Raw genomic sequence first — 18780 nt, forward strand, 5'->3', positions numbered from 1 at the left:
GTGAGGGACCCCGCCCCCGCATCCCCGGACCACGGACACGATCCGTGCCGCCGGACCGCGGAGCGAACGCGGGCAACCAGAACGCCCAACACCGTTCGGAGCGTTCGGCTGAGCATGAGTCCTGGCAACAGGACTCACTCCCGCTCAGCCCTTAGGAACGGTTCCGGGCTGCGACTGCGGTCCGGACTCGGACGACGACAGAAGGCCCGCAGGGTCGGAACCCTGTCCGGTTGAGCCCTTCAGCATCACGCCGACCATTGCATTATGGCCATACTTTAATGGGCTTCACAAGAGGTACGCCGCACATCGCGCCGCACATGAGGTCACGCCGCCGGGGTGCATCCACCGCCGCCCGGCCTTGCGCCATGACCATGCCCCGCCTCCGGCACAGCCGGCGCGACCGACGCCGGCACGGAGCGCAGGGGGTGACGCCGGCGAGACCCTGGAGTGACGAGGGCATCACGCCATGAGGGCCGCCGGCCGTGGGGCATGACGCGTGCGGGACAGCAACCCCGCTTGCGGCCCGTCGGCCAGCCACATAGAATGATGGTCATAATTCAATTTGCGGAAGCCTGGTGTCGATCACACGGGCATCCACGACGCGAGGTAAGGCCGCCCGCATTTTCCGCCGCGGGGGAAGCCCGGGACGAACAGCACACTCGTCGACTCGCTCCACCTACTTGAAAGACCTGGCCATGAGCGCACCGCGCGATTCTCCGCCCCCCTCACGATCGTCGTACAAGAACGCGCCGACCCGCTCCGTGTCCGTCGACGGGGTGACCTTCGCCTACCGCGAACTCGGCCCCGAGGACGGCGTGCCGCTGGTTCTCCTGATCCACCTGGCCGGAAACCTGGACAACTGGGACCCGAGCATCGTCGACGGACTCGCCACCCGGCGTCGGGTGATCACCTTCGGGAACCGCGGGGTGGGCGGGTCGGGCGGCTCCACGCCGGACACGATCGAAGGGATGGCCCACGACGCGGTGCGGTTCATCCGCGCCCTCGGCTTCGACCAGGTCGATCTGTTCGGTCTGTCGATGGGCGGCTTCGTCGCCCAGGTCATCGCGGCGGAAGAACCGCACCTCGTCCGCAAGGTCATCCTCGCGGGCACCGGCCCCGCCGGCGGCCACGGCATCGACAAGGTCCCGGCCCTGGCCGTTCAGGCCACGATCAAGGGCGCCCTGACCCGCCAGGATCCGAAGCTCTCCCTCTTCTTCACCGCCACCGCAAGCGGCCAAAGAGCAGGACGCGCCTTCCTGCGGCGGCTGGAGGAGCGTACGGACGACCGCGACCAGGACATCTCGCTGACGTCGGTCCGCGCCCAGATGAAGGCCATCAGACGATGGGGCCGCCAGGCACCGTCAGACCTGTCGGCAGTGCGCCAACCGGTCCTCGTGGCCAACGGCGAGAACGACCGGATGGTGCCCAGCCGGAACACCATCGACCTGGCCGCTCGCCTGCCCAAGAGCGAGCTTGTCCCCCTCTACCCCGATTCCGGCCATGGGGGGATCTTCCAGAACCACGAGGACTTCGTCGCCAGGGCGCTCGGGTTCCTCGAGTCCTGAGCTTGATGCCGCCCTCTCACTCGCCTACAAGCCCGCCGAATCAGCGCATACAGAAACGAGGCTCTCCGTGCGTGACCTCCCGTTCCAGTCAGCCGCGGACCAGTTGGGCGCACTGGCCTCGGGGAAGGTGTCGAGTGAGGAACTGTTCGACGCCTACCTGAGCCGCATCGACGCCCACAACGAGACGCTCAACGCGATCGTCACCCTCGACGTCGAACGGGCGCGGAGCGCGGCCAGGGATGCCGACGCGAAACGCACGAGCGGGGCGAAACTCGGCCCGCTGCACGGTCTGCCGATCACGCTGAAGGACAGCTACGAGACCGCTGGTCTGCGGACCGTCTGTGGTCGGACCGATCTCAAGGACTACGTGCCCGACCAGGACGCCGAGGCGGTACGACGGCTGCGTTCCGCAGGTGCGGTGATCATCGGCAAGACCAACATGCCCGCGGGGAACCAGGACGTCCAGGCGGACAACCCGGTGTTCGGACCGACGCTGAACCCATGGAACACCGCCCGCACGTCCGGAGGCTCCGCAGGCGGTGGCGCCGTGGCCACGGCCGCAGGGCTGACGGCTCTCGACTTCGGCTCCGAAATCGGCGGCTCCACCCGGATCCCGGCACACTTCAACGGCCTCTACGGGCACAAGGCCACCTGGCGGTCCATCCCGCTCATCGGGCATGTGCCGGGCGGACCGGGTGTCGGACGGTGGGGGGAGATCGACCTCGCCTGTGCGGGCGCCCAGGTGCGCGAGGCGCGCGACCTGGTCCCTGTCCTCCACGCGACGGTAGGACCGCCCGAGCGCGACGGCGGTTTCAGCTACACCCTCGCACCACCCAGGGCGAGCGAGCTGAGCGGCTTCCGGGTCGCAGTGTGGCCCGAGGACGCGTCGTGCCCTGTCGACCACGACGTCGCCGCAGCGATGGACGACGCTCTGAGCGCCCTCAAGTTGGCCGGCGCGAAGGTCGAGTCGCGGCCCTCCGCGCTCCCCGGTGACATGGCGACCAGTCATGACATCTTCCTGCGCCTGCTCTTCGGCGCGTTCACCTATGACCGGTCCGGACTGACAGCGGCCTCCAACACCGCCCTCCTCGCGCGTCTCGCCCAGCATCCTCGGGGGGAGGCCCTGTACGCCTTGCGAGGAACCTTCCAGACCCACTACAGCTGGCTCCAGGCGGACGTCGCACGCCATGAGCTACGGCAGCGCTGGACCGAGTTCTTCCGGGACTTCGACGTCCTCCTCATGCCGGTCACACCGACCGCGGCACCGCCTCATCACAACAAACCGATCGACAGATTCGGACGCCGGATCCAGGTCGACGACCGGTCTCGCCCTTACTGGGACCAGGTCAAGTGGAGCGCCATCGCCAACGTGGCCGGCTCTCCGGCGACGACCGTCCCGGTGCGAACGAGCCGCGACGGTCTGCCTGTCGGGCTCCAGGTGATGGGCCCGAGCGGAGGCGACCTCACCACCATCAAGTTCGCCGAGCTCCTCGGCCGAGAACTCGAGGGCTACCAGCCCCCTCCGGCCTTCATCTGACGGTCCGCCGACCCCCACTCCCCTGACCCCGGCCCGCAGGCAAACCCGGCCGGCGCCGACCACACAGAAGAAGAGCCCGGATGAATACGCTGGACACCCCCCTCACCCTCCCGAACGGCCGGATACTGGCCAACCGCCTGATGAAGTCGGCACTCAGCGAGGCGCTCGGGGACAAGAACAACGCACCCGACGAGCGCCTCGTCCGTCTGTACTCCACATGGAGCCGAGGCGGCTACGGCCTGATGATCACCGGCAACGTCATGGTCGATCGCGCACAGCTCGGTGAACCGGGCAACATCGTCATCGAGGACGAGCGTGATCTCGACGCGCTCTCGCGCTGGGCCAAGTCGGCCCAGGACTCGGGCGGTGCGATCTGGGCACAGCTCAACCACCCCGGGCGCCAGGCCAATCCCTTGGCACTCGGACACACGCCGGTGGCCCCCAGCCCGATCCCGACGAAACTGCCCGGGGCCAGGACACCGCGCGAACTGCGACCGGCGGAGATCGAGGAGATCATCGAGCGCTTCGCCACGGCCGCGGCCCTGTGCGAGACAGCCGGCTTCAACGGCGTACAGGTACAAGGGGCCCACGGATATCTCATCTCGCAGTTCCTGTCCCCGCTGTCGAACCGGCGCGAGGACGGCTGGGGCGGCGATCTCGAGGGACGGATGCGTTTCGGCCTCGAGGTCGTCCGCCGCATCCGCGGCCGCGTCAGGCCAGGCTTCGCCGTGGGCATCAAACTCAACTCGGCGGACTTCCAGCGGGGCGGATTCACCGAGGACGAGTCCCAGGCCGTGCTGGCCGCGCTCGCCCACGAAGGCGTCGACCTCATCGAGGTCAGCGGCGGTAGTTACGAGTCCATGGCGATGAGCGGCTCGGCGGCCCCCAGCACCAGGGCACGCGAGGCGTACTTCCTCGAATACGCCCGCACGGTTCGCCGACTCGTGGGCGACATCCCCCTCGCCGTCACCGGCGGATTCCGCACCGGCGATGCCATGCAGCGAGCCGTACAGGCCGGCGAATGCGACGTGGTCGGCATCGGCCGGCCGTCAATCACCACGCCGGACGCGGCCCGGCTCGTCCTGGAAGGGCGGGCCGAGACACTCACGGCACATCAGATGCGCTACGGCATGAGAGCCCTGCTGGGCAGAATCGCCGACCTCAAGGTCCTGGACGGGGTACTGGACATCAGCTGGCACACCGACCAGATACATCGCCTCGGGAACGGCCTGCTCCCCGACCCGGATCGCGGCAGTCTTGCCGCCACCATCGCCATGGTGCGGCGCAACGGGCGCACCTCGTTCCGCGCCAAGCGAGGCGGGTCATGAGCGCAACCAGGCCGCCGGGCCCGACCAGTGATCACCGTGGCCGTGCGGGACATGAACCCACGCGGGCGTCCCAAGGGTCGTAACGCGACCGCTACGACCCGGTGGCCGTCAGAACTCTCGATCACCGTCGAGCACGGCCCGGAGGCCCTGCGCACCGCCGACACCGTCGTCATCCCGCCCTTCACCCCCACCGCCGTCACGACGGAAGTACCGCAAGCCGTGGTGGAGGCGCTCGGCTCCGTCACCGCCGGCACGCGCCTCGTGTCCATCTGCACCGGCGCCTTCGTTCTCGCCGCGGCCGGTCTCCTCGACGGTCGTGCGGCCACCACGCACTGGATGGTCGCCGACCTCTTCCGCGCATGCTTCCCACAGGTCGCCCTCGATCCGGACGTCCTGTTCATCGACGACGGAGACGTGCTGACCTCGGCCGGTGCGGCTTCCGGGCTGGACGTCTGCCTGCACGTCATCCGCAAGGACCACGGCAGTGAAGTCGCCAACCAGGTGGCCCGCATGTGCGTCGTCCCTCCGTGGCGGGACGGAGGACAGGAGCAGTACATCCAGCACCCGGTGCCCGACGCCACGGGCAGCGGAACGGCCACCGCCCGCCAGTGGGCGCTGGAGAACCTCCACGAGCCCATGACGCTGACGGATCTCGCCGAGCACTCCCACATGAGCCTGCGCACCTTCGCCCGCCGCTTCACCGAAGAGGTGGGCATGAGCCCGGGACGCTGGCTGATCCAGCAGCGCGTCGACCGGGCACGGCACCTCCTGGAGACCACCGATCAGCCGGTGGACGAGATCGCCGGCCAAGTCGGCTTCGCCGGCGGCACATCACTGCGAGAACACCTGCATGCCGCCATCGGCGTCTCACCGCTCGCCTACCGGCGCACCTTCCGCGGCACCCTGTCCCCCGCGCACTGAGCACCACCACGCAACTCCCGCTCCGCCAACGCGGCGATGAGGCCCATCACTTGTCCGCCAGGATGCGTTCCAACGATCGTTGACCCGTCCGGCTCATGACTGTGTTGCTTTTGACGTAGTACCAGACCAACCCCATCACTTGGACGAAAGCCCACGCCTTGCCTCGCTCCCATTCGAGGTCGTCGCTACCCAGGTGATCACGGAGCTCCTGGCGCGGCCCGGCCTCGAGCAGGTGCCACGCACTCACAAGATCCAGTGAAGGGTCAGCCGGCCCGAAGCCGCCGACGTCGAGAATCCCCGCAAGCCGGCCGGCGGACACGAGCACGTTGCCAGGAATCAGATCGCAATGGGCCATGGCGTCGATCCCCAGCTGCACCTCGCGGCAGCTCACGCAAAGTCGCCCAGCTACGGCGCAGCCGAGGGACATCCAGGAGGTGCTCACTATGTCGGAAACAGGTCTCCATCCACGCGTCGTGCGACCGCAGGTCACCTCCTCGGCCCGTGCCGGCGAACGTGCGGCCATGCGTGTCGATCGCGCGCAGTTCGCCGATGAGATCGGCCAAGTCACGGGCAAACGCAGACGATCCGCCAGGGTCCTCGTCGGCGGCCACGACGCCGGACAGCCACGTCTGCACCGACCACGGAAGCGGATAACCCGCCCCGGGTTCACCGAGTGCCACCGGCTCAGGTGTCGGGAAACGCGTGCGACCTGCCAGCTCCCGAGCCGCTTCCGCTTCGGACTCCAGCCAGCGCCGCGTCGACTCGACGTCTGCGGACTCCAGAGGGAATCGGGCTGCCAACCGGTCGCCAATGCGGAAGACGGCGTTGACCGTGGCCTGCGCCGCGATGCTCCTGACCGGCAGGCTCCGCCACTCAGGAAACTGCTGCTCCACCAACATGCGCACGGTCTCAGGTGACACGGTCAGCTGATTGGCGTGCATCTTCATGGGGGAAGCATTCGCGTCACGATCTTCAGCTGCAACCCATTTCCGTCGCGCAACGTCGCCTGCTGGAAGTCCTGCACGCGTCGGTTCCACCGGGAGCGCTCCCGACCGGGACCTCGCCCGTAGCGGATCAGGGCGCGGGGAGTGGAAAGAGCATGCAGCTGCTGGTGGCGAAGTCAGAGCTCCGCCCCGGGCGGCACTGCCGGTCCGCGCGCGGAAGTGCGTCAGTCACGCTGCCAGGCGTCCAGCAGGGCGAGGGCGTTGTCCACCCCCTGATCGAGGAGCTCGTCGGCGAGTCGGCTGTCGGTCAAGGCGCGGGACAGCTGCAGCGTCCCGGCCATCATGCCGAGGAGACTGAGCGCCTTCACGCGTGCGGAGGACGGGGCCTCGGGCGCCATGCGGGCGGCAATGCCCTCGACAAGGATCAGCACACCGTCGGTGTACGCCTGCCTGGTCGTCTCGGTGCAGCGCCCGATCTCGTCGAGCAGAGCGGCGTTGGGGCAGCCGTCGCCGAGCCTTTCGCGGTGCTGGGGGGAAAGGTACCCCCGCACGATCTGCTCGAGTCCGGCACGGCCGGGCTCGGCCAGCGCGACAACGCTCTCGGCCTGCACTTTCAACTGGTCGGCGATGGCCGTGGTGACGAGATCATCCTTGGATGCGAAGTGAGCATAGAAGGCCCCATTGGTCAGCCCCGCGTCCTTCATGAGCGTCGAGACCCCGGAGCCGTCGATACCGTCTTGCTTGAACCGGCGGCCCGCTGTCTCGATGATCCGCCGCCTGGTCTCCGACTTGTGCTCTTTTCCGTACCGCACCACGCCACACGCTCCTTCGCCGGCCGGAGGACCGGTTGCCCTTCACCGACTCAACCATTCTATGGTATTGCAAACGTAATCCAAAGAGTCGGCAGAGGCGACGGGCGAGCGAGCGTGTGGGCTTCTTCAGTGGTTGCGCTGTCAGGCGTCTATCAGTGCGAGGGCGTTGCGGATGCCCTGTTCGAGGAGTTGGTCGGCGAGTTGCCGGTCGGTCAGGGCGCGGGAGAGTTGCAGGGTGCCTGCCATCATGCCGAGGAGGCTGAGTGACTTCAGGCGTGCCAAGGGCGGGTCGTGGGGTGCCAGGCGGGCGGCGAAGCCGTCGATGAGGGTCAGCGCGCCGTCGGTGTAGGCCTGCCGGGTTGCGTCCGTGGAGCGTGCGATCTCGTCGAGGAGGGCGGCGTTGGGGCAGCCGTCCTCGATGCTGTCGCGCTGCTCGGTGGAGAAGTACCAGCGGATCATCTGCTCGAGTCCGGCGCGACCGGGTGCCGCCTGCGCGACGATGTTCTCGTGCTGTGCGCGCATCTGGTCGGCGACGGCGGTGGCGACGAGGTCGTCCTTGGAAGTGAAGTAGGCGTAGAAGGTGCCGCCCGTCAGGCCCGCGTCCTTCATGAGGGTCGCGACTCCTGAGCCGTCGATGCCGTTGTGCTTGAGCCGGCGGCCGGCGGTCGTGACGATCCGCTGCCGTGTCTGGTGTTTGTGTTCTTGCGGGTACCGCACGGTGTTCCTCCGTTGCAGCCGGGGCGTGCGCCCCGGCTGCCGTCCTGGTCGGGTCAGTGGGCCGCGCCTGCAAGGAGAGCCGGGAAGTTGATCCTGGCGGTCTGCAGTTTCGGGTCGTGGGGCTCGGGGACCCCGCCGTCGGTGACGTACAGGCGGTCTCCGCGAACCGCGGTCGCTGAGGGTGAGGCGAGGCCGTCCGCACTGGTCAGGACGGGCTTGTAGGTGCCGTTGGGGTAGATCACCACGACCCTGTCCGGGCCGTTGTTCGAGGAGGAGCCGTTCTGCGCGGCGAACACCACATCGGACCAGGGGGTCAGGAAGCTGAGGTCGTCGATGTTGGGCAGGCCGCCCGCGACCTGGCGGATGGGGCCGGGAGCGCCGGCGGGGGTGATCGGTACGCGCAGCAGCGTTCCCTTGTTGAAGTTGCTGATCCACAGGGCGCCGTTGTGGAACCTGAGGCCGTTGGCGCCGATCGGCAGGGCTTCGGTGGGCACGGGGGCGAGAGCGGTGTCGGTCAGCCACGGCGTCGCCGATCCGCCGGACACCGGAACGGACCAGATGACGCCCTTGAGGCTGTCCGCGATGTAGAGGGTGCCTGTGGCCGAGTCGACGGCCAGCCCGTTGGGGCCCGAGTCGGCGGGCAGAGCGGCGACGCGCTGCGGGCTACCGTCCGCAAGCAGCTTGTAGACGCCGTTGCGGTCCGCGTTGCCCGGGGCCCACAACGCGTAGTGGACGGTGCCGTCGCTGCCACGGGCGTTGCCGCTGATCGCCTCACCCACCTGCCCGGTGACCAGCACCGTGCGCTCTCCGGAGGCGGAGATACGCATCAGCTCCGGACCGTGGGTGCGCTGGCACACCGCGCAGCTGCCGAGCATCGACAGGGTCACCGAGCCGTCGGGGTTGACGGTGATGTTCTCGGGGATCTCGCCGGCCGCGAAGTCGAACGTCGCCGCCGTCCGTACGTCGGTGACCACGGACCCGCCGTACGAGCCTCCCGTCCAAGCGGACGCGGACGGCGCCGAGGCCAGGACGGCCGCCGCGGCGGTGACCGCCAGCGCTATGCCGACCTTCTTCTTCAGGAAACGCTGTGCGCTCGATGCGCTGCGCCGGGCGGTGTGCTGGTGTTGCTGCTGCATGACTCGCCTGGGCAAATCGACAAGTGGCTGATCAATGGACTTCGCGAGACGCCGGGTACATCGGGGAGGTCGGGCGGTGGCGACCCTGTTCGACCACCGCATCCGCTGCCACCTCGTCGAAGACGCGCCGTCGTTTTCGGGCGGGTCGGGCACGCGACAGGTGGGTGTCAGTTCGGCATCCGGTTGAACCGGCGGACGATGCGGTCGAAGATCCGGGCCGGAAGGACGCGGTGGAACACGCTGATGCCCGCGGCCGTCGAGCCGGCGGTGCGCCGCAGTTTCGGGCTCTTGTCGGTGGCCGCCGCGACGATCACCTTGGCAACGGTGGCGGGATCGTCGCCGCCGCTGGTGTTCTTCGCCAGCACCTCGTCGAAGGTGCGCCGCCCCGCCGCATAGAGCGGCAAGGGGGTGTCGCCCTGCACGCTGTGGTCCCCGAACGGGGTGTTGATCGGGCCGGGCTCGACGAGCAGGACCCGGACGCCGTGCTCGCGGACCTCGTGGTCCAGCGACCCGGAGTAGCCCTCGACCGCGTGTTTGGTGGAGGTGTAGATGGCCATGAACGGGCTGGGGACGAACCCACTGAGGGAGGAGACGTTGATGACGCGTCCGCGCCGTTGCGCGCGCATGTGCGGCAGAACCGCCTTGGTCGTCCGCATGATGCCGTAGACGTTGACGTCGAAGACCTCCTGCGTCCGGGCGACGGAGAACTCCTCGGCGGCGCCGTTGGCGCCGACGCCGGCATTGTTGACCAGGACGTCGATACGCCCGAACCGGTCGATCACCTGCTTGACCACCGAAGCGACCGATTCGTCGCTGGTCACGTCGAGGTCGAGGTAGGTCACCCCGGCGGGGGCGGTGACCCGCGCGGTGTTGCGAGCGGTTCCGATCACCTCGAAGCCCGCCGCGGCGAAGGCGCGGGCCGTCTCCTTGCCGACCCCCGATGAGGCACCTGTCACGAGCACCACCGGTCGATTTGTCGCCATCACGAGCTCCCTTGATATTGGCGTACGCTCGTATGCCTTACGGTCGTTTGCCTTACGTTCGTACGACCATATGCCGGTCGTAAGCCAATGGCAAGTGGTCACGCCCGTTGATCCGGAAAAGGTCCGGGAAATGTGGGGTTCGGTTCGCCAGTACGCCCAGCGCCGACGGACAGGGTTACCTGCTCACCCCAGGGTTCATGCGATCTTGTCGCCGTAGATCTGGCTGACATGGAGCTCGATGAGAACTGGCCGGTCGGCGATCATCACCTGGCGGTAATCGTGGATCGTCAGGCGCGGCGCCGGGTCCGTCCAGCGTGACGACGCCTTCGGCGATGTGGCGAGTACGCCGAGCGAGCCGGCAGCCAGAAGCTCCCGAAGATCGCGGTCCTGGCTCATTCCGGGCTCCGGAACTGGCTGATCATCGCGGCATAGCTCGACCGGCCGAGCCCTTCGGCGACAGCACGGTCGGCGACCGCCTTGATCTGACGTGGCAGATCGGTGCTGACTCCCCGGGCATTGCTCTCGTCGATGAGTTGAGTCATGGCGGCCAGATGGGTGGCGATCGTGGCGTCGTCTCCCGGGAAGGCTCCCGCGTCGATCTGCTCGGCGTAGCCGGCGAGCCATCCGGTGGTGGTGGCGATGCCGCCTTCCAGGACGGGAGCGAGTGCGGTCGCGGAGACACTGGCCGACTGGAGGAGTGCGGCGGCGTGGAGGAAGGCGTTCAGGATGTTCCACATCATGCCCAGCACGGCAACGTCGCGGGGCGCGGCGAGACCTGGATCATTGCCGAGGAACGTCGGGGTGCCCAGCTTTCGCAGCACGGAGTTGTGTTGATCGAAGGCATCCCTGTCGCCGGAGTAGAGGATGGCGGCCTCGTCGGTGCCGATGCCGTCGGGAGCAGCCAAGACGGCCCCGTCGACATAGGCGATCTCGTGCTGGGCAGCCCACCCGGAGATGTCGCCGGCCTCGCTGGAGGACCCGGATGTCAGGTTGATGAGCGTGCGGCCCCGTAGCTCGGCGGCGAGCGGTTGAACAAGCTCACGGACGGCGTTGTTGTCGGTGATGCAGACGATGACGAGGGAGCTGGCTGCAATCGCTTCGCCTGCCGAGGCTGCCCGGCGTGCACCGCGGCCGATCAGGTCGGCGCCCTGGCCAGTGGAGCGGTTCCACACCGTCGTCGGGTGCCCCGCAGCCAGGAGCGTGTCGGCCAGGGCGTACCCCATCAGCCCCAGACCGAGGAGGGTCACCGATCCAGCCTGGTCGGATCCTGCGTGATCGTGATCGTGATCGTGTTCTGGACTGGTCATGCCGATACCCTCAACGTTGACACCGGTATGAAGGTCAGTGGCGGCGCATCAATTGCGCTACTACGAAGCCCAAGGGCTCTTCGCTCCGGCACGAGCTGCCAACGGATACCGGGACTACGGGGAAGAATCGGTGGCGACGGTCACTCAGATCCGCAAGCTGCTGGAGGCCGGGCTCTCGACCGAGGAAAGCGCACCGTCAACGTGCGCCACCAGGTGAACCCTGCTTCAGCACCACGCGCGGCGTAAGAGGAATGCAGCCCCCCTCCGCCCTGCACATCCAGAATAGGACAGCGGGCCGCCGCCGAGCGGATCGAGGGGCCTGCCTGCAGGGTCACACCCGAGGGGCGGGTACCGGGAAGAGCATGCAGCTGCTGGTGGCGTGGGCGAGGAGACGGTCCTTCGCGTCGACCAACTGGGCCTGCGCGAGGGCGGTTTGGCGGCCCTTGTTGACGACCGTTCCGATGGCGCGCACCGGGCCGGTGTCCACGGTGACCCGCCGCAGGAACTTCACCGTCAGGTCGAGCGAGGTGTACGCCATCCCCTGCGGGAGAAGCGACTGGACGGCGCAGCCCGCCGCCGAGTCGAGCAGCGTGGCGAAGACGCCGCCGTGCATGCTGCCGATGGGGTTGTAGTGCTCCTCCCCCGGTGTCAGCGAGAAGACCGCCCTGCCGGGCTCCACCTCGTCCAGAGTGAAGTCGACGGTGCTACTGATCGGCGCCCTCGGAAGCCGGCCCGCCTGCACCTCGCGCAGGAAGTCGATGCCGGCCAAGCGCCCGGCGGCCTCCGCCGAGATCGCGGGATCGTCCCATTGATACGTACGCGTTCGCCCCACGGTCCAACGCCCTTCCCTCTGATGTCAGCTGACTTTTCCAAGCGAAGCTAGGCTTTACTTCACCTGACTGTCAATGGAGAAGCCAGGTCCCTTACGATGGCGGGATGGAGTGGCTTGAGGCGAGCACCGAGAACTGCCCCGTCCAGCGCACGCTCGATGTGATCGGGGAGAAATGGACGCTGCTGATCCTGCGTGACGCCGTCAATGGCGTCCGCCGCTTCGACGACTTCCACCGCCACATCGGCCTCTCGGAAGCCGTGCTCAGCGACCGCCTCCGCAAGCTGACCTCGGCCGGCATCCTGAAGACCGTCCCCTACCGGGAGCCCGGCAGCCGCCCCCGCAACGAATACCGCCTGACCCGCAAGGGCTGGGACTTGTGGCCCGTCCTGATGGCACTGACCCAGTGGGGCGAGGCATACGCCCTCGGTCCGGAGGGGCCTGTCCTGGACGTCCGTCACACCGACTGCGACGCTCCGGTCCGCGTCGTCGTCGAATGCTCCGCGGACCACTCCCCCCTCACCCCCCGTGAAGTCACCGCCCGGCTGGGGAAGGGCGCCCGCCTCCGGTCCTGAGCCATCCACCTCGCGGTCGCGGGCCGGACAGCGGTCAGACCGCGCAGGACCGAACGTGATCCGGGTTGCGGCCGAAGCGTTCGGTCGCCCAGCCGCGCAGCGGCCGACCTGCTCAGGCGAGTTCCCGCTTCATGATCTTGCCGGTGGATGTCAAGGGCAGTGCGTCGACGAACTGGACGACGCGCGGGTACTTGTACGCTGCGAGCCGCTCCTTCGCCCAGGCGGCGAGCTCCTCCTCGGTCGTGCCACTCCCGGCCTTCTTCACCACGACGGCCTTGACCTCCTGACCGTGGGATTCGTGCGGTACGCCGATGACGGCCACCAGTGAGACGGCGGGGTGCTCCATGAGCACTTCCTCGACCTCGCGCGGGTAGACGGTGAAGCCGCCGCGGATGATCATGTCCTTGGACCCGGTCGACGATGTAGTAGAAGCCGTCCTCGTCCCTGTGCGCGAGGTCGCCGGAGCGGAACCAGCCCTCCCTGATCGCCTCGGCCGTCGCCTCGGGCCGTTTGTAATAGCCCTTCATGACGTTGTGCCCCTTGATCGCGATCTCCCCGATCTCGTCGGGGCCGCCCGCGGCCTCGGACCAGTCGTCGCGGATCAGCTTCATCTCCACGCCCGGGATCGGCACGCCGATCGACCCGACGCGGGGCTCCTCCCCGAACCGGGAGAAGGAGGCGATCGGAGAGGTCTCGGAGAGCCCGTATCCCTTGAGGATCGTGACACCGAAGCGGTCCTTGAACTGCTTATGGATCTCGCCGGGCAGCGCTGAACCACCCGCCGCCGCCACGCGAAGATTCGCGGCCAGGCGGGCGACGTCGACCGTGTCGTCCAGTGCGGCGAGAAGACCCCAGTACATCGTCGGGACGCCGGCGAAAAACGTCACATCATGGTCGAGCATGAGACGCAGGGCTGAGCGCGCCTCGAACCTCGGCTGCATCACGATCGTGCCGCCGAAGGCGAGAGCGCCGTTCTGGCTCACCGTCTGGCCGAAGGCGTGGAACAGCGGCAACGCGCACAGGTACGTGTCGGGACGCTCGGGGTCGGAGGCGAACAGGTCGACGCCGGCGAGTGCGTTGTCGTACACGTTGCGGTGACGCAGCTCCGCGCCCTTGGGGCGGCCGGTCGTGCCGGAGGTGTAGAGGACCACCGCGGTGTCGTCCTCGTCGCGCTCGACCGTCGGGAACGTCACCGGCTGTTCGGTGACGACCGAGGCGTACGACTCCGGCGTGCCGTCCCCGGCCCACGGCGCGTCGCCGCCCTCGATCAGGAAGAACTCGCTGCAGCCCTCGGTGGCCTGGAATCCCTCCCACGCGGTCTGTCCGATCGGCAGCTCCGCCGTGCCCTCGAACGCGAAGTACGCCTTCGCGTCGGAGTCGGTGAGGTGGTAGGCGACTTCGCGGGCCTTCAACAGCACGTTCAGCGGCACGACCGCCGCCCCGGCCTTGAGGATGCCGAAGTAGACGCTGGTGAAGTGGGGCACGTTGGGGCAGGACAGTGCGACCTTGTCCCCCGGCTGAACGCCGCGCGAGACGAGCAGGTTCGCGACCCGGTTGGCCGCGGCGTCGAGAGCTCTGTATGTGATGAGTTCGTCACCGAAGACGATTGCGGCGCGCTGAGGGTACCGAGACGCGGAATCCGTCAGTACGCGTGGCACGTTGCGGGTCGGTCCGTGCATCGTCGTTCTCCTGGTTCTCGAGGTGGCAGTCACGTCTGGACGAAGTCCCGAGGCGGGCACGAAGCCGTCGGCTTCCCGGCCCAGCAGCGCGGCGAACTCGAGCCGCGAGCTTCCGTCCCTACGCCGATGACGGTCCACGCGAGGTCGTTGCCGAGGATCAGCGGCCACTCGTCGGGCAGGACCTGCTGGAACTCACCTGCGGGGCCCTTTTCGCCCAGCGAGCTGAGCCCGGCGGCCTCCACCCGCACGAGCCAGCCGCGGGAGCACGACGGGCTCGTGCGAGTCGAGCTGCCGATCCGCAGCCGCTCGCGCCGCCGGCCCCGAAACTGCCGGACCAACCGGCCTACCAGCGGATCATGGCGCTGGTCGCCGCGGCCGACGCGCGGCCGCGGCGGCGCGGTAGGTGTGCGAGGCGATGGACATGGATCGCGCCCAGCGACATCAACAACACCCGCCTGGAACTCAAGCGGCTGACCGAGCGCGGAATCCCGCTCGAGACGAGCAGGGCTTGTTCACCCAGCCGCGACCATGGCCGCCCGGCGACGCTGCGGCCGGCCCGCCTGCCCCTTGCGAAAGGGTGAAACAGACATCAACTCACGTAACCCTCTCAGGACTGCAACTGGGCGAACAGCGTCGCCAGGTCGATGAGGCCCCAGTGCTCGGCGAGCTTCCCGTCGGCCACCTTGAACATGCGGAGCTCCAGCACCTTGATCGATCGGCCGGTGGCGGGAGTGCCGTTGAAGGATCCGGTGTTCGTGCCGGTGAGGATGAAGCTGATCGCGAACCAATCGTCCTCGGCGACGACACGGACCGGCGTGGCAGCGAAGTCGGGGACCGCGTCGAGGAACGACGCCAGCACCGCGCGGGTCTCCTCGACGCCGGTGGTGGTTCCGTCGGCGGCGTGGGAGCGGAAGTCCGGCGCGTACAGGTCGAACAGGGCGTCGAGGTCACGCAGGTTGACGCGCCTGACGTACTCATCCGCAAGCCGGTGCAAGTCGGCGGTGGACGTTTGGGTTTTGACGTTCGAGGAAGACATGTGCTTCTCCCATATGGATGGACCGGAGCGGCTCCGCCCCGGTGACGGACCGTGGAATCGGATCGAACAGGCGGGAGGATGACCCACATTAACTTATGATCATAATACTATCGGGGCCATCTGTGCATACCGGCTAGCCAGGACCGGTAGCGCCGGGGTTTGTCAGGCGGTGTGGACCGGGTTCATCACTCGGAGAGGGCGGGGTAATCGGTGTAGCCGGCCTCGTCGCCGCCGTAGAAGGTGGCGGGGTCAGGGGTGTTCAGCGGGGCGTCGGTGCGTACGCGCTCGACCAGGTCGGGGTTGGCGAGCGCCATGGTGCCGACGGTGACGACGTCGGCCAGGCCGTCTTCGACGTCCTTCGCGCGGGTGGCGATGTCGGTGCCGGCCCGGTTGAGGACCAGGGTGGTCGGCCACAGCTTGCGGAGGGTGTGCAGGAGTTCGTCGTCGCCGCCGTGGTTTCCGATGTGGAGGTAGGCGAGGTCGAGCGGGGCGAGGGTGCGCACGAGTGCCGGGTACAGCTCGTGGGTGTCGCTCTCGGCGATGTCGTTGAACGGGTTGCCGGGAGAGATCCGGAGGCCGGTGCGGCCGGCGCCGATCTCGTCGGCCACGGCGGTGGCCACCTCGACGGCGAAGCGGATGCGGTTCTCGACGGAGCCGCCGTAGCGGTCGGTGCGCTGGTTGGTGTTGGTGGCGAAGAACTGGTGCAGGAGGTAGCCGTTGGCCCCGTGGATCTCGACGCCGTCGGCGCCGGCCGCGATGGCGGCCGCGGCGGCGCGCCGGAAGTCCTCGACCGTGGCGGCGACCTCCTCGGTGGACAGTTCGCGCGGTACTGGCATCTCCTGGAGCCCTGAGGCGGTGAACATGGTGCCCACCGGCTGGACCGGGGAGGGGGCGACAGGCTGTCGCCCGTGGGGGGTGTTGTCGGGGTGGGCGATGCGTCCGGCGTGCATGAGCTGGATGACGATGCGTCCGTCGGCGTTGTGCACGGCGTCGGTGACCTTGCGCCAGCCTGCGATGTGTTCGTCGGTGTAGATGCCCGGGGTCACGGGGTAGCCCTGTCCGTCGGCGGAGGGCTGGGTGCCCTCGGTGATGATGAGCGCGTGCGAGGCGCGCTGGGCGTAGTACTCGGCGTTCAGCTCGGTCGGCACGCCTTCGGGGGTGGACCGGTTCCGGGTCAGGGGTGCCATGGCCAGCCGGTGCGGCAGGGGGATCTCTCCGGCGGCGATCGGGTTCCACAGGGCGTTCGACATGGATGTTTCCTCAAAATAAAGAGTGAGAGAGACTTGCGGGGTGGCGGGCCGGATGGGCTTGGTGGCCGTCCACCGTGGAAGGGCAGACCGCGCGAAGGGGCAGTGGACGGTGCGGAGGAGCTTGCCGCGCTCATGACCGCCGCCAATGGAGGGCTGGGCCCTGGCTGTCCGGCCAGTTGGGAGGACGCCCAGTGCGTCGGTCTTCACCCACGCCCCAGGTGGCATCGATCGTGTGCGGCACCAGCCGCACCGTAGAAAAGGGACTCCCGCACCGGAGTCCGGAGCGGCGGTCAGCCGCGGTAGCGATCGGCGGGGACCCGCAGCGACAGGTTCGGGACGAGCGTCTGACGCGCCTTCTCGAACGACTCCCAGTCGCTGATCTGGGGCAGTGACGGAATGGTGACGGGCTCCCCGGCGTCGAGGCCGGCGAGCGCCGCGTCGACCACGTCGTCCGCGCTCATGATCCACTCATCGGGAAACGCCCCGAGGTCGGCGCCGGAGCCGTCCCAGAACTCCGTGCGGACAGCGCCCGGCAGCACGGCCTGCACCACGACGGGGCTCTCGGCGAGCTCCTGCTGCAGGGCCTGGGTGAACGTCAGCACGTAGCTCTTGGTGCCGCTGTAGACGGCGCTGACGGGCAGGATGTTGAGAGCCAGCGCAGAGGAGATGTTCACCACGGTGCCGTGCCCGCGGGCCGTCAGACCCGGCAGGACCGCGGTGGTCAGCCTGGTCAGCGAGGTCACATTGAGGTTGATCAGCGCCTCGGAAGCCGCGGCGTCGGAGGTCGCCAGCGGCGTGAACAGCCCCCCGCCGGCGTTGTTGATCAGTACCTCGATGCTCTCGTCGGTGCGCAGACGCTCCTCGACCACGGAGATCTGCGCCGCATCGGTGAGGTCGGCGGTGACGACGTCCACCGCACGGCCCGTGCGGCTGCGGATGTCCGACGCCAGCGTCTCCAGCCGCGCAGCGTTGCGGGCCACCAGGATCAGGTCGTAGCCCCGGTCGGCTAGCCGCTGCGCGTAGGCGGCACCCAGGCCGGCGGACGCGCCGGTGACGACAGCGGTCTTGTTCTGCGTGGTCATGGGAGGGATCTCATTTCTGGGCTGGCGGATGAGTAGAGGGGCCAGAGCGTCGGCCCGCTTTAGATTACGATAGCTATCTAAAGCGCTCCGGTCAACGGCCCTCGATCCCACCAACCACCGCCCGAGACCGGAGACCGAAGCGGATCCGCAAGCTCCCCGCCGTGCAGCAGTGCGAGAAAGCGCCGTACGGGAAGAGGGCGTCGCGGCCCGCCGCCCGCCACTTCGCGTACGATAGATGCACGTAACTATCTAACGTGGGCAGGTGAGTGATGAGTCGGGTTTCGCAGGCACAAGCGCTCGAGAACCGCAGGCGCGCGGTCGCCGCGGCCTCCCAGCTGTTCCGGGAACGCGGCGTGAACGGCATCAGCGTCGCCGACCTGATGAAGTCCATCGGGCTGACCACGGGTGGCTTCTACAAGCAGTTCCCGTCCAAGGAGGCGCTGGTGGCCGAGGCGGCTCAAGCCGGTTTCGGGGACCTGGACGTACTCCTGGCGGGGTTCGACACGGACCACGGCGATCACGACACCGCGCGCGCCGCCCTCATCGACTTCTACCTGTCGGCCGAGCACCGTGACCAGCCCGGCACCGGTTGTCCCACCGCGGGCTTCGCAGGCGACATGGCTCGCGAGCCCATAGCCGGGGAGGTGCGCGAAACGTACGCAACCGGAGTCCAGGAATTCGCCGCGTGGCTGTCCACCGACGCCAACGACGGCCTCCCCATGGTGGCCACTCTGGTCGGCGCGATCCTGCTCGCCCGGGCCACGGCGGGCACAGAACTGTCGGAGAAGATCCTGGAATCGACCCGCAAGGCCCTGACTGCGTCACAGGGCATTGAACCGGAGTCCTGAGACGGGCCATTCGACTGCGCCAACGCCACGGGTGAGCGGACCCGAGCGCCCCGCGCTTCCTGGACCGCTCCCCCGCCCGCAACCGCCGTCGGCGCTCCATGTCCCGCTGCGGCGACCGCACCGAGGTTCGCCCCCCCCCCGTTATGTTTTCCGCGGTCCTGCAAGAGGACCGCTGGCCTCCGGGCCCGGCATGACTGTTCCCCCCTGTCGAACGAATGACCTGGGGGGTGG

General features: G+C 68.3%; 19 protein-coding genes and 3 pseudogenes. 9 read left to right on the plus strand and 13 right to left on the minus strand.

Annotated elements, in window-relative coordinates:
• The 5 genes and pseudogenes from IG08_RS62135 to IG08_RS0151065 all read left to right on the plus strand — a co-directional run.
• A pseudogene (locus tag IG08_RS62135) lies at positions 1-155 on the plus strand (transposase); the annotation flags it as partial.
• Between the two features lie 540 nt (positions 156-695).
• Positions 696-1565, plus strand: a complete 870-nt coding sequence (locus tag IG08_RS0151050; protein WP_030621166.1) for an alpha/beta fold hydrolase — start codon at positions 696-698, stop codon at positions 1563-1565.
• A gap of 67 nt (positions 1566-1632) precedes the next feature.
• The gene (locus tag IG08_RS0151055; protein WP_030621169.1) at positions 1633-3102 is read left to right on the plus strand and encodes an amidase; all 1470 of its coding nucleotides are present in this window, start codon (positions 1633-1635) and stop codon (positions 3100-3102) included.
• An 80-nt stretch (positions 3103-3182) separates the two neighbouring features.
• Positions 3183-4430: an NADH:flavin oxidoreductase/NADH oxidase family protein gene (locus tag IG08_RS0151060; protein ID WP_030621172.1), complete on the plus strand. Its 1248-nt coding sequence runs from the start codon at positions 3183-3185 to the stop codon at positions 4428-4430.
• 51 nt (positions 4431-4481) lie between these two features.
• Positions 4482-5351: a GlxA family transcriptional regulator gene (locus IG08_RS0151065; protein WP_078656114.1), complete on the plus strand. Its 870-nt coding sequence runs from the start codon at positions 4482-4484 to the stop codon at positions 5349-5351.
• Positions 5352-5397: 46 nt separating this feature from the next.
• On the opposite strand, the pseudogene IG08_RS55340 reads toward IG08_RS0151065, so the two are convergent.
• The 7 genes and pseudogenes from IG08_RS55340 to IG08_RS0151100 form a co-directional block, all read right to left on the minus strand.
• Positions 5398-6298, minus strand: a pseudogene (locus IG08_RS55340) (aminoglycoside phosphotransferase family protein).
• Between the two features lie 221 nt (positions 6299-6519).
• Positions 6520-7110, minus strand: coding sequence for a TetR/AcrR family transcriptional regulator (locus IG08_RS0151075; RefSeq protein WP_030621178.1), 591 nt, complete (start codon positions 7108-7110; stop codon positions 6520-6522).
• A 138-nt stretch (positions 7111-7248) separates the two neighbouring features.
• Positions 7249-7824, minus strand: coding sequence for a TetR/AcrR family transcriptional regulator (locus tag IG08_RS0151080; protein WP_030621180.1), 576 nt, complete (start codon positions 7822-7824; stop codon positions 7249-7251).
• Between the two features lie 53 nt (positions 7825-7877).
• Positions 7878-8960 carry a hypothetical protein gene (locus tag IG08_RS0151085; RefSeq protein ID WP_234343207.1) on the minus strand — a complete coding sequence of 361 codons (1083 nt, stop codon included), beginning with the start codon at positions 8958-8960 and terminating at the stop codon, positions 7878-7880.
• A gap of 167 nt (positions 8961-9127) precedes the next feature.
• Complete coding sequence (locus tag IG08_RS0151090; RefSeq protein WP_030621186.1) at positions 9128-9943, minus strand: oxidoreductase; 816 nt, start codon at positions 9941-9943, stop codon at positions 9128-9130.
• 195 nt (positions 9944-10138) lie between these two features.
• Positions 10139-10339 carry a hypothetical protein gene (locus IG08_RS0151095; RefSeq protein WP_030621187.1) on the minus strand — a complete coding sequence of 67 codons (201 nt, stop codon included), beginning with the start codon at positions 10337-10339 and terminating at the stop codon, positions 10139-10141.
• Entirely contained in the window at positions 10336-11190 is an 855-nt protein-coding gene (locus IG08_RS0151100) for an NAD(P)-dependent oxidoreductase (protein WP_338060201.1), read from the minus strand. Before IG08_RS0151100 ends, IG08_RS0151095 begins: the two co-directional genes overlap by 4 nt.
• A gap of 97 nt (positions 11191-11287) precedes the next feature.
• Here IG08_RS0151100 and IG08_RS58440 point away from each other — a divergent pair.
• A pseudogene (locus tag IG08_RS58440) lies at positions 11288-11443 on the plus strand (MerR family transcriptional regulator); the annotation flags it as partial.
• A gap of 138 nt (positions 11444-11581) precedes the next feature.
• On the opposite strand, the gene IG08_RS0151105 reads toward IG08_RS58440, so the two are convergent.
• Positions 11582-12082: a PaaI family thioesterase gene (locus IG08_RS0151105; RefSeq protein WP_030621192.1), complete on the minus strand. Its 501-nt coding sequence runs from the start codon at positions 12080-12082 to the stop codon at positions 11582-11584.
• 104 nt (positions 12083-12186) lie between these two features.
• On the opposite strand from IG08_RS0151105, the gene IG08_RS0151110 reads away from it, so the two are divergent.
• Positions 12187-12654 carry a winged helix-turn-helix transcriptional regulator gene (locus IG08_RS0151110; protein WP_030621194.1) on the plus strand — a complete coding sequence of 156 codons (468 nt, stop codon included), beginning with the start codon at positions 12187-12189 and terminating at the stop codon, positions 12652-12654.
• Here the strand turns inward: IG08_RS0151110 and IG08_RS63400 are convergent.
• Together IG08_RS63400 and IG08_RS60995 are read right to left on the minus strand one after the other, a co-directional pair.
• Positions 12537-14333, minus strand: coding sequence for an AMP-binding protein (locus IG08_RS63400; protein WP_476713234.1), 1797 nt, complete (start codon positions 14331-14333; stop codon positions 12537-12539). The genes IG08_RS0151110 and IG08_RS63400 overlap by 118 nt on opposite strands.
• 29 nt (positions 14334-14362) lie before the next feature.
• Complete coding sequence (locus IG08_RS60995; protein WP_199821133.1) at positions 14363-14671, minus strand: hypothetical protein; 309 nt, start codon at positions 14669-14671, stop codon at positions 14363-14365.
• A gap of 18 nt (positions 14672-14689) precedes the next feature.
• Between IG08_RS60995 and IG08_RS61000 the strand changes: the two genes are divergently transcribed.
• Positions 14690-14914 carry a hypothetical protein gene (locus IG08_RS61000; protein ID WP_199821134.1) on the plus strand — a complete coding sequence of 75 codons (225 nt, stop codon included), beginning with the start codon at positions 14690-14692 and terminating at the stop codon, positions 14912-14914.
• A 26-nt stretch (positions 14915-14940) separates the two neighbouring features.
• Here the strand turns inward: IG08_RS61000 and IG08_RS56315 are convergent, their stop codons facing one another.
• From IG08_RS56315 to IG08_RS0151135, 3 genes are all read right to left on the minus strand, one after another.
• Complete coding sequence (locus tag IG08_RS56315) at positions 14941-15369, minus strand: ester cyclase (RefSeq protein ID WP_052425305.1); 429 nt, start codon at positions 15367-15369, stop codon at positions 14941-14943.
• Positions 15370-15554: 185 nt separating this feature from the next.
• Entirely contained in the window at positions 15555-16619 is a 1065-nt protein-coding gene (locus IG08_RS0151130; RefSeq protein WP_030621204.1) for an alkene reductase, read from the minus strand.
• A 290-nt stretch (positions 16620-16909) separates the two neighbouring features.
• Positions 16910-17701 (minus strand): SDR family NAD(P)-dependent oxidoreductase, encoded by a 792-nt coding sequence (locus IG08_RS0151135; RefSeq protein WP_030621207.1) that lies wholly within the window; start codon positions 17699-17701, stop codon positions 16910-16912.
• Between the two features lie 269 nt (positions 17702-17970).
• Between IG08_RS0151135 and IG08_RS0151140 the strand changes: the two genes are divergently transcribed.
• A complete protein-coding gene (locus IG08_RS0151140; RefSeq protein ID WP_030621210.1) occupies positions 17971-18549 on the plus strand; it encodes a TetR/AcrR family transcriptional regulator in 579 nt (192 codons plus the stop codon).
• Positions 18550-18780: the final 231 nt, after the last annotated feature.

Origin of the sequence: Streptomyces fulvoviolaceus (genome assembly GCF_000718165.1) — a bacterium.
Lineage (GTDB): Bacteria > Actinomycetota > Actinomycetes > Streptomycetales > Streptomycetaceae > Streptomyces > Streptomyces fulvoviolaceus.

What these genes read in the sequence shown, in the direction of transcription:
- IG08_RS0151050 (WP_030621166.1), top strand. Translation starts at nt 696, where the DNA reads ATGAGCGCACCGCGCGATTCTCCGCCCCCCTCACGATCGTCGTACAAG.
- IG08_RS0151060 (WP_030621172.1), top strand. Translation starts at nt 3,183, where the DNA reads ATGAATACGCTGGACACCCCCCTCACCCTCCCGAACGGCCGGATACTG.
- IG08_RS0151065 (WP_078656114.1), top strand. Translation starts at nt 4,482, where the DNA reads ATGAACCCACGCGGGCGTCCCAAGGGTCGTAACGCGACCGCTACGACC.
- IG08_RS0151085 (WP_234343207.1), bottom strand. Translation starts at nt 8,960, where the DNA reads ATGCAGCAGCAACACCAGCACACCGCCCGGCGCAGCGCATCGAGCGCA.
- IG08_RS0151090 (WP_030621186.1), bottom strand. Translation starts at nt 9,943, where the DNA reads ATGGCGACAAATCGACCGGTGGTGCTCGTGACAGGTGCCTCATCGGGG.
- IG08_RS0151095 (WP_030621187.1), bottom strand. Translation starts at nt 10,339, where the DNA reads ATGAGCCAGGACCGCGATCTTCGGGAGCTTCTGGCTGCCGGCTCGCTC.
- IG08_RS0151110 (WP_030621194.1), top strand. Translation starts at nt 12,187, where the DNA reads ATGGAGTGGCTTGAGGCGAGCACCGAGAACTGCCCCGTCCAGCGCACG.
- IG08_RS63400 (WP_476713234.1), bottom strand. Translation starts at nt 14,333, where the DNA reads ATGCACGGACCGACCCGCAACGTGCCACGCGTACTGACGGATTCCGCG.
- IG08_RS61000 (WP_199821134.1), top strand. Translation starts at nt 14,690, where the DNA reads ATGGCGCTGGTCGCCGCGGCCGACGCGCGGCCGCGGCGGCGCGGTAGG.
- IG08_RS56315 (WP_052425305.1), bottom strand. Translation starts at nt 15,369, where the DNA reads ATGTCTTCCTCGAACGTCAAAACCCAAACGTCCACCGCCGACTTGCAC.
- IG08_RS0151130 (WP_030621204.1), bottom strand. Translation starts at nt 16,619, where the DNA reads ATGTCGAACGCCCTGTGGAACCCGATCGCCGCCGGAGAGATCCCCCTG.
- IG08_RS0151135 (WP_030621207.1), bottom strand. Translation starts at nt 17,701, where the DNA reads ATGACCACGCAGAACAAGACCGCTGTCGTCACCGGCGCGTCCGCCGGC.
- IG08_RS0151140 (WP_030621210.1), top strand. Translation starts at nt 17,971, where the DNA reads ATGAGTCGGGTTTCGCAGGCACAAGCGCTCGAGAACCGCAGGCGCGCG.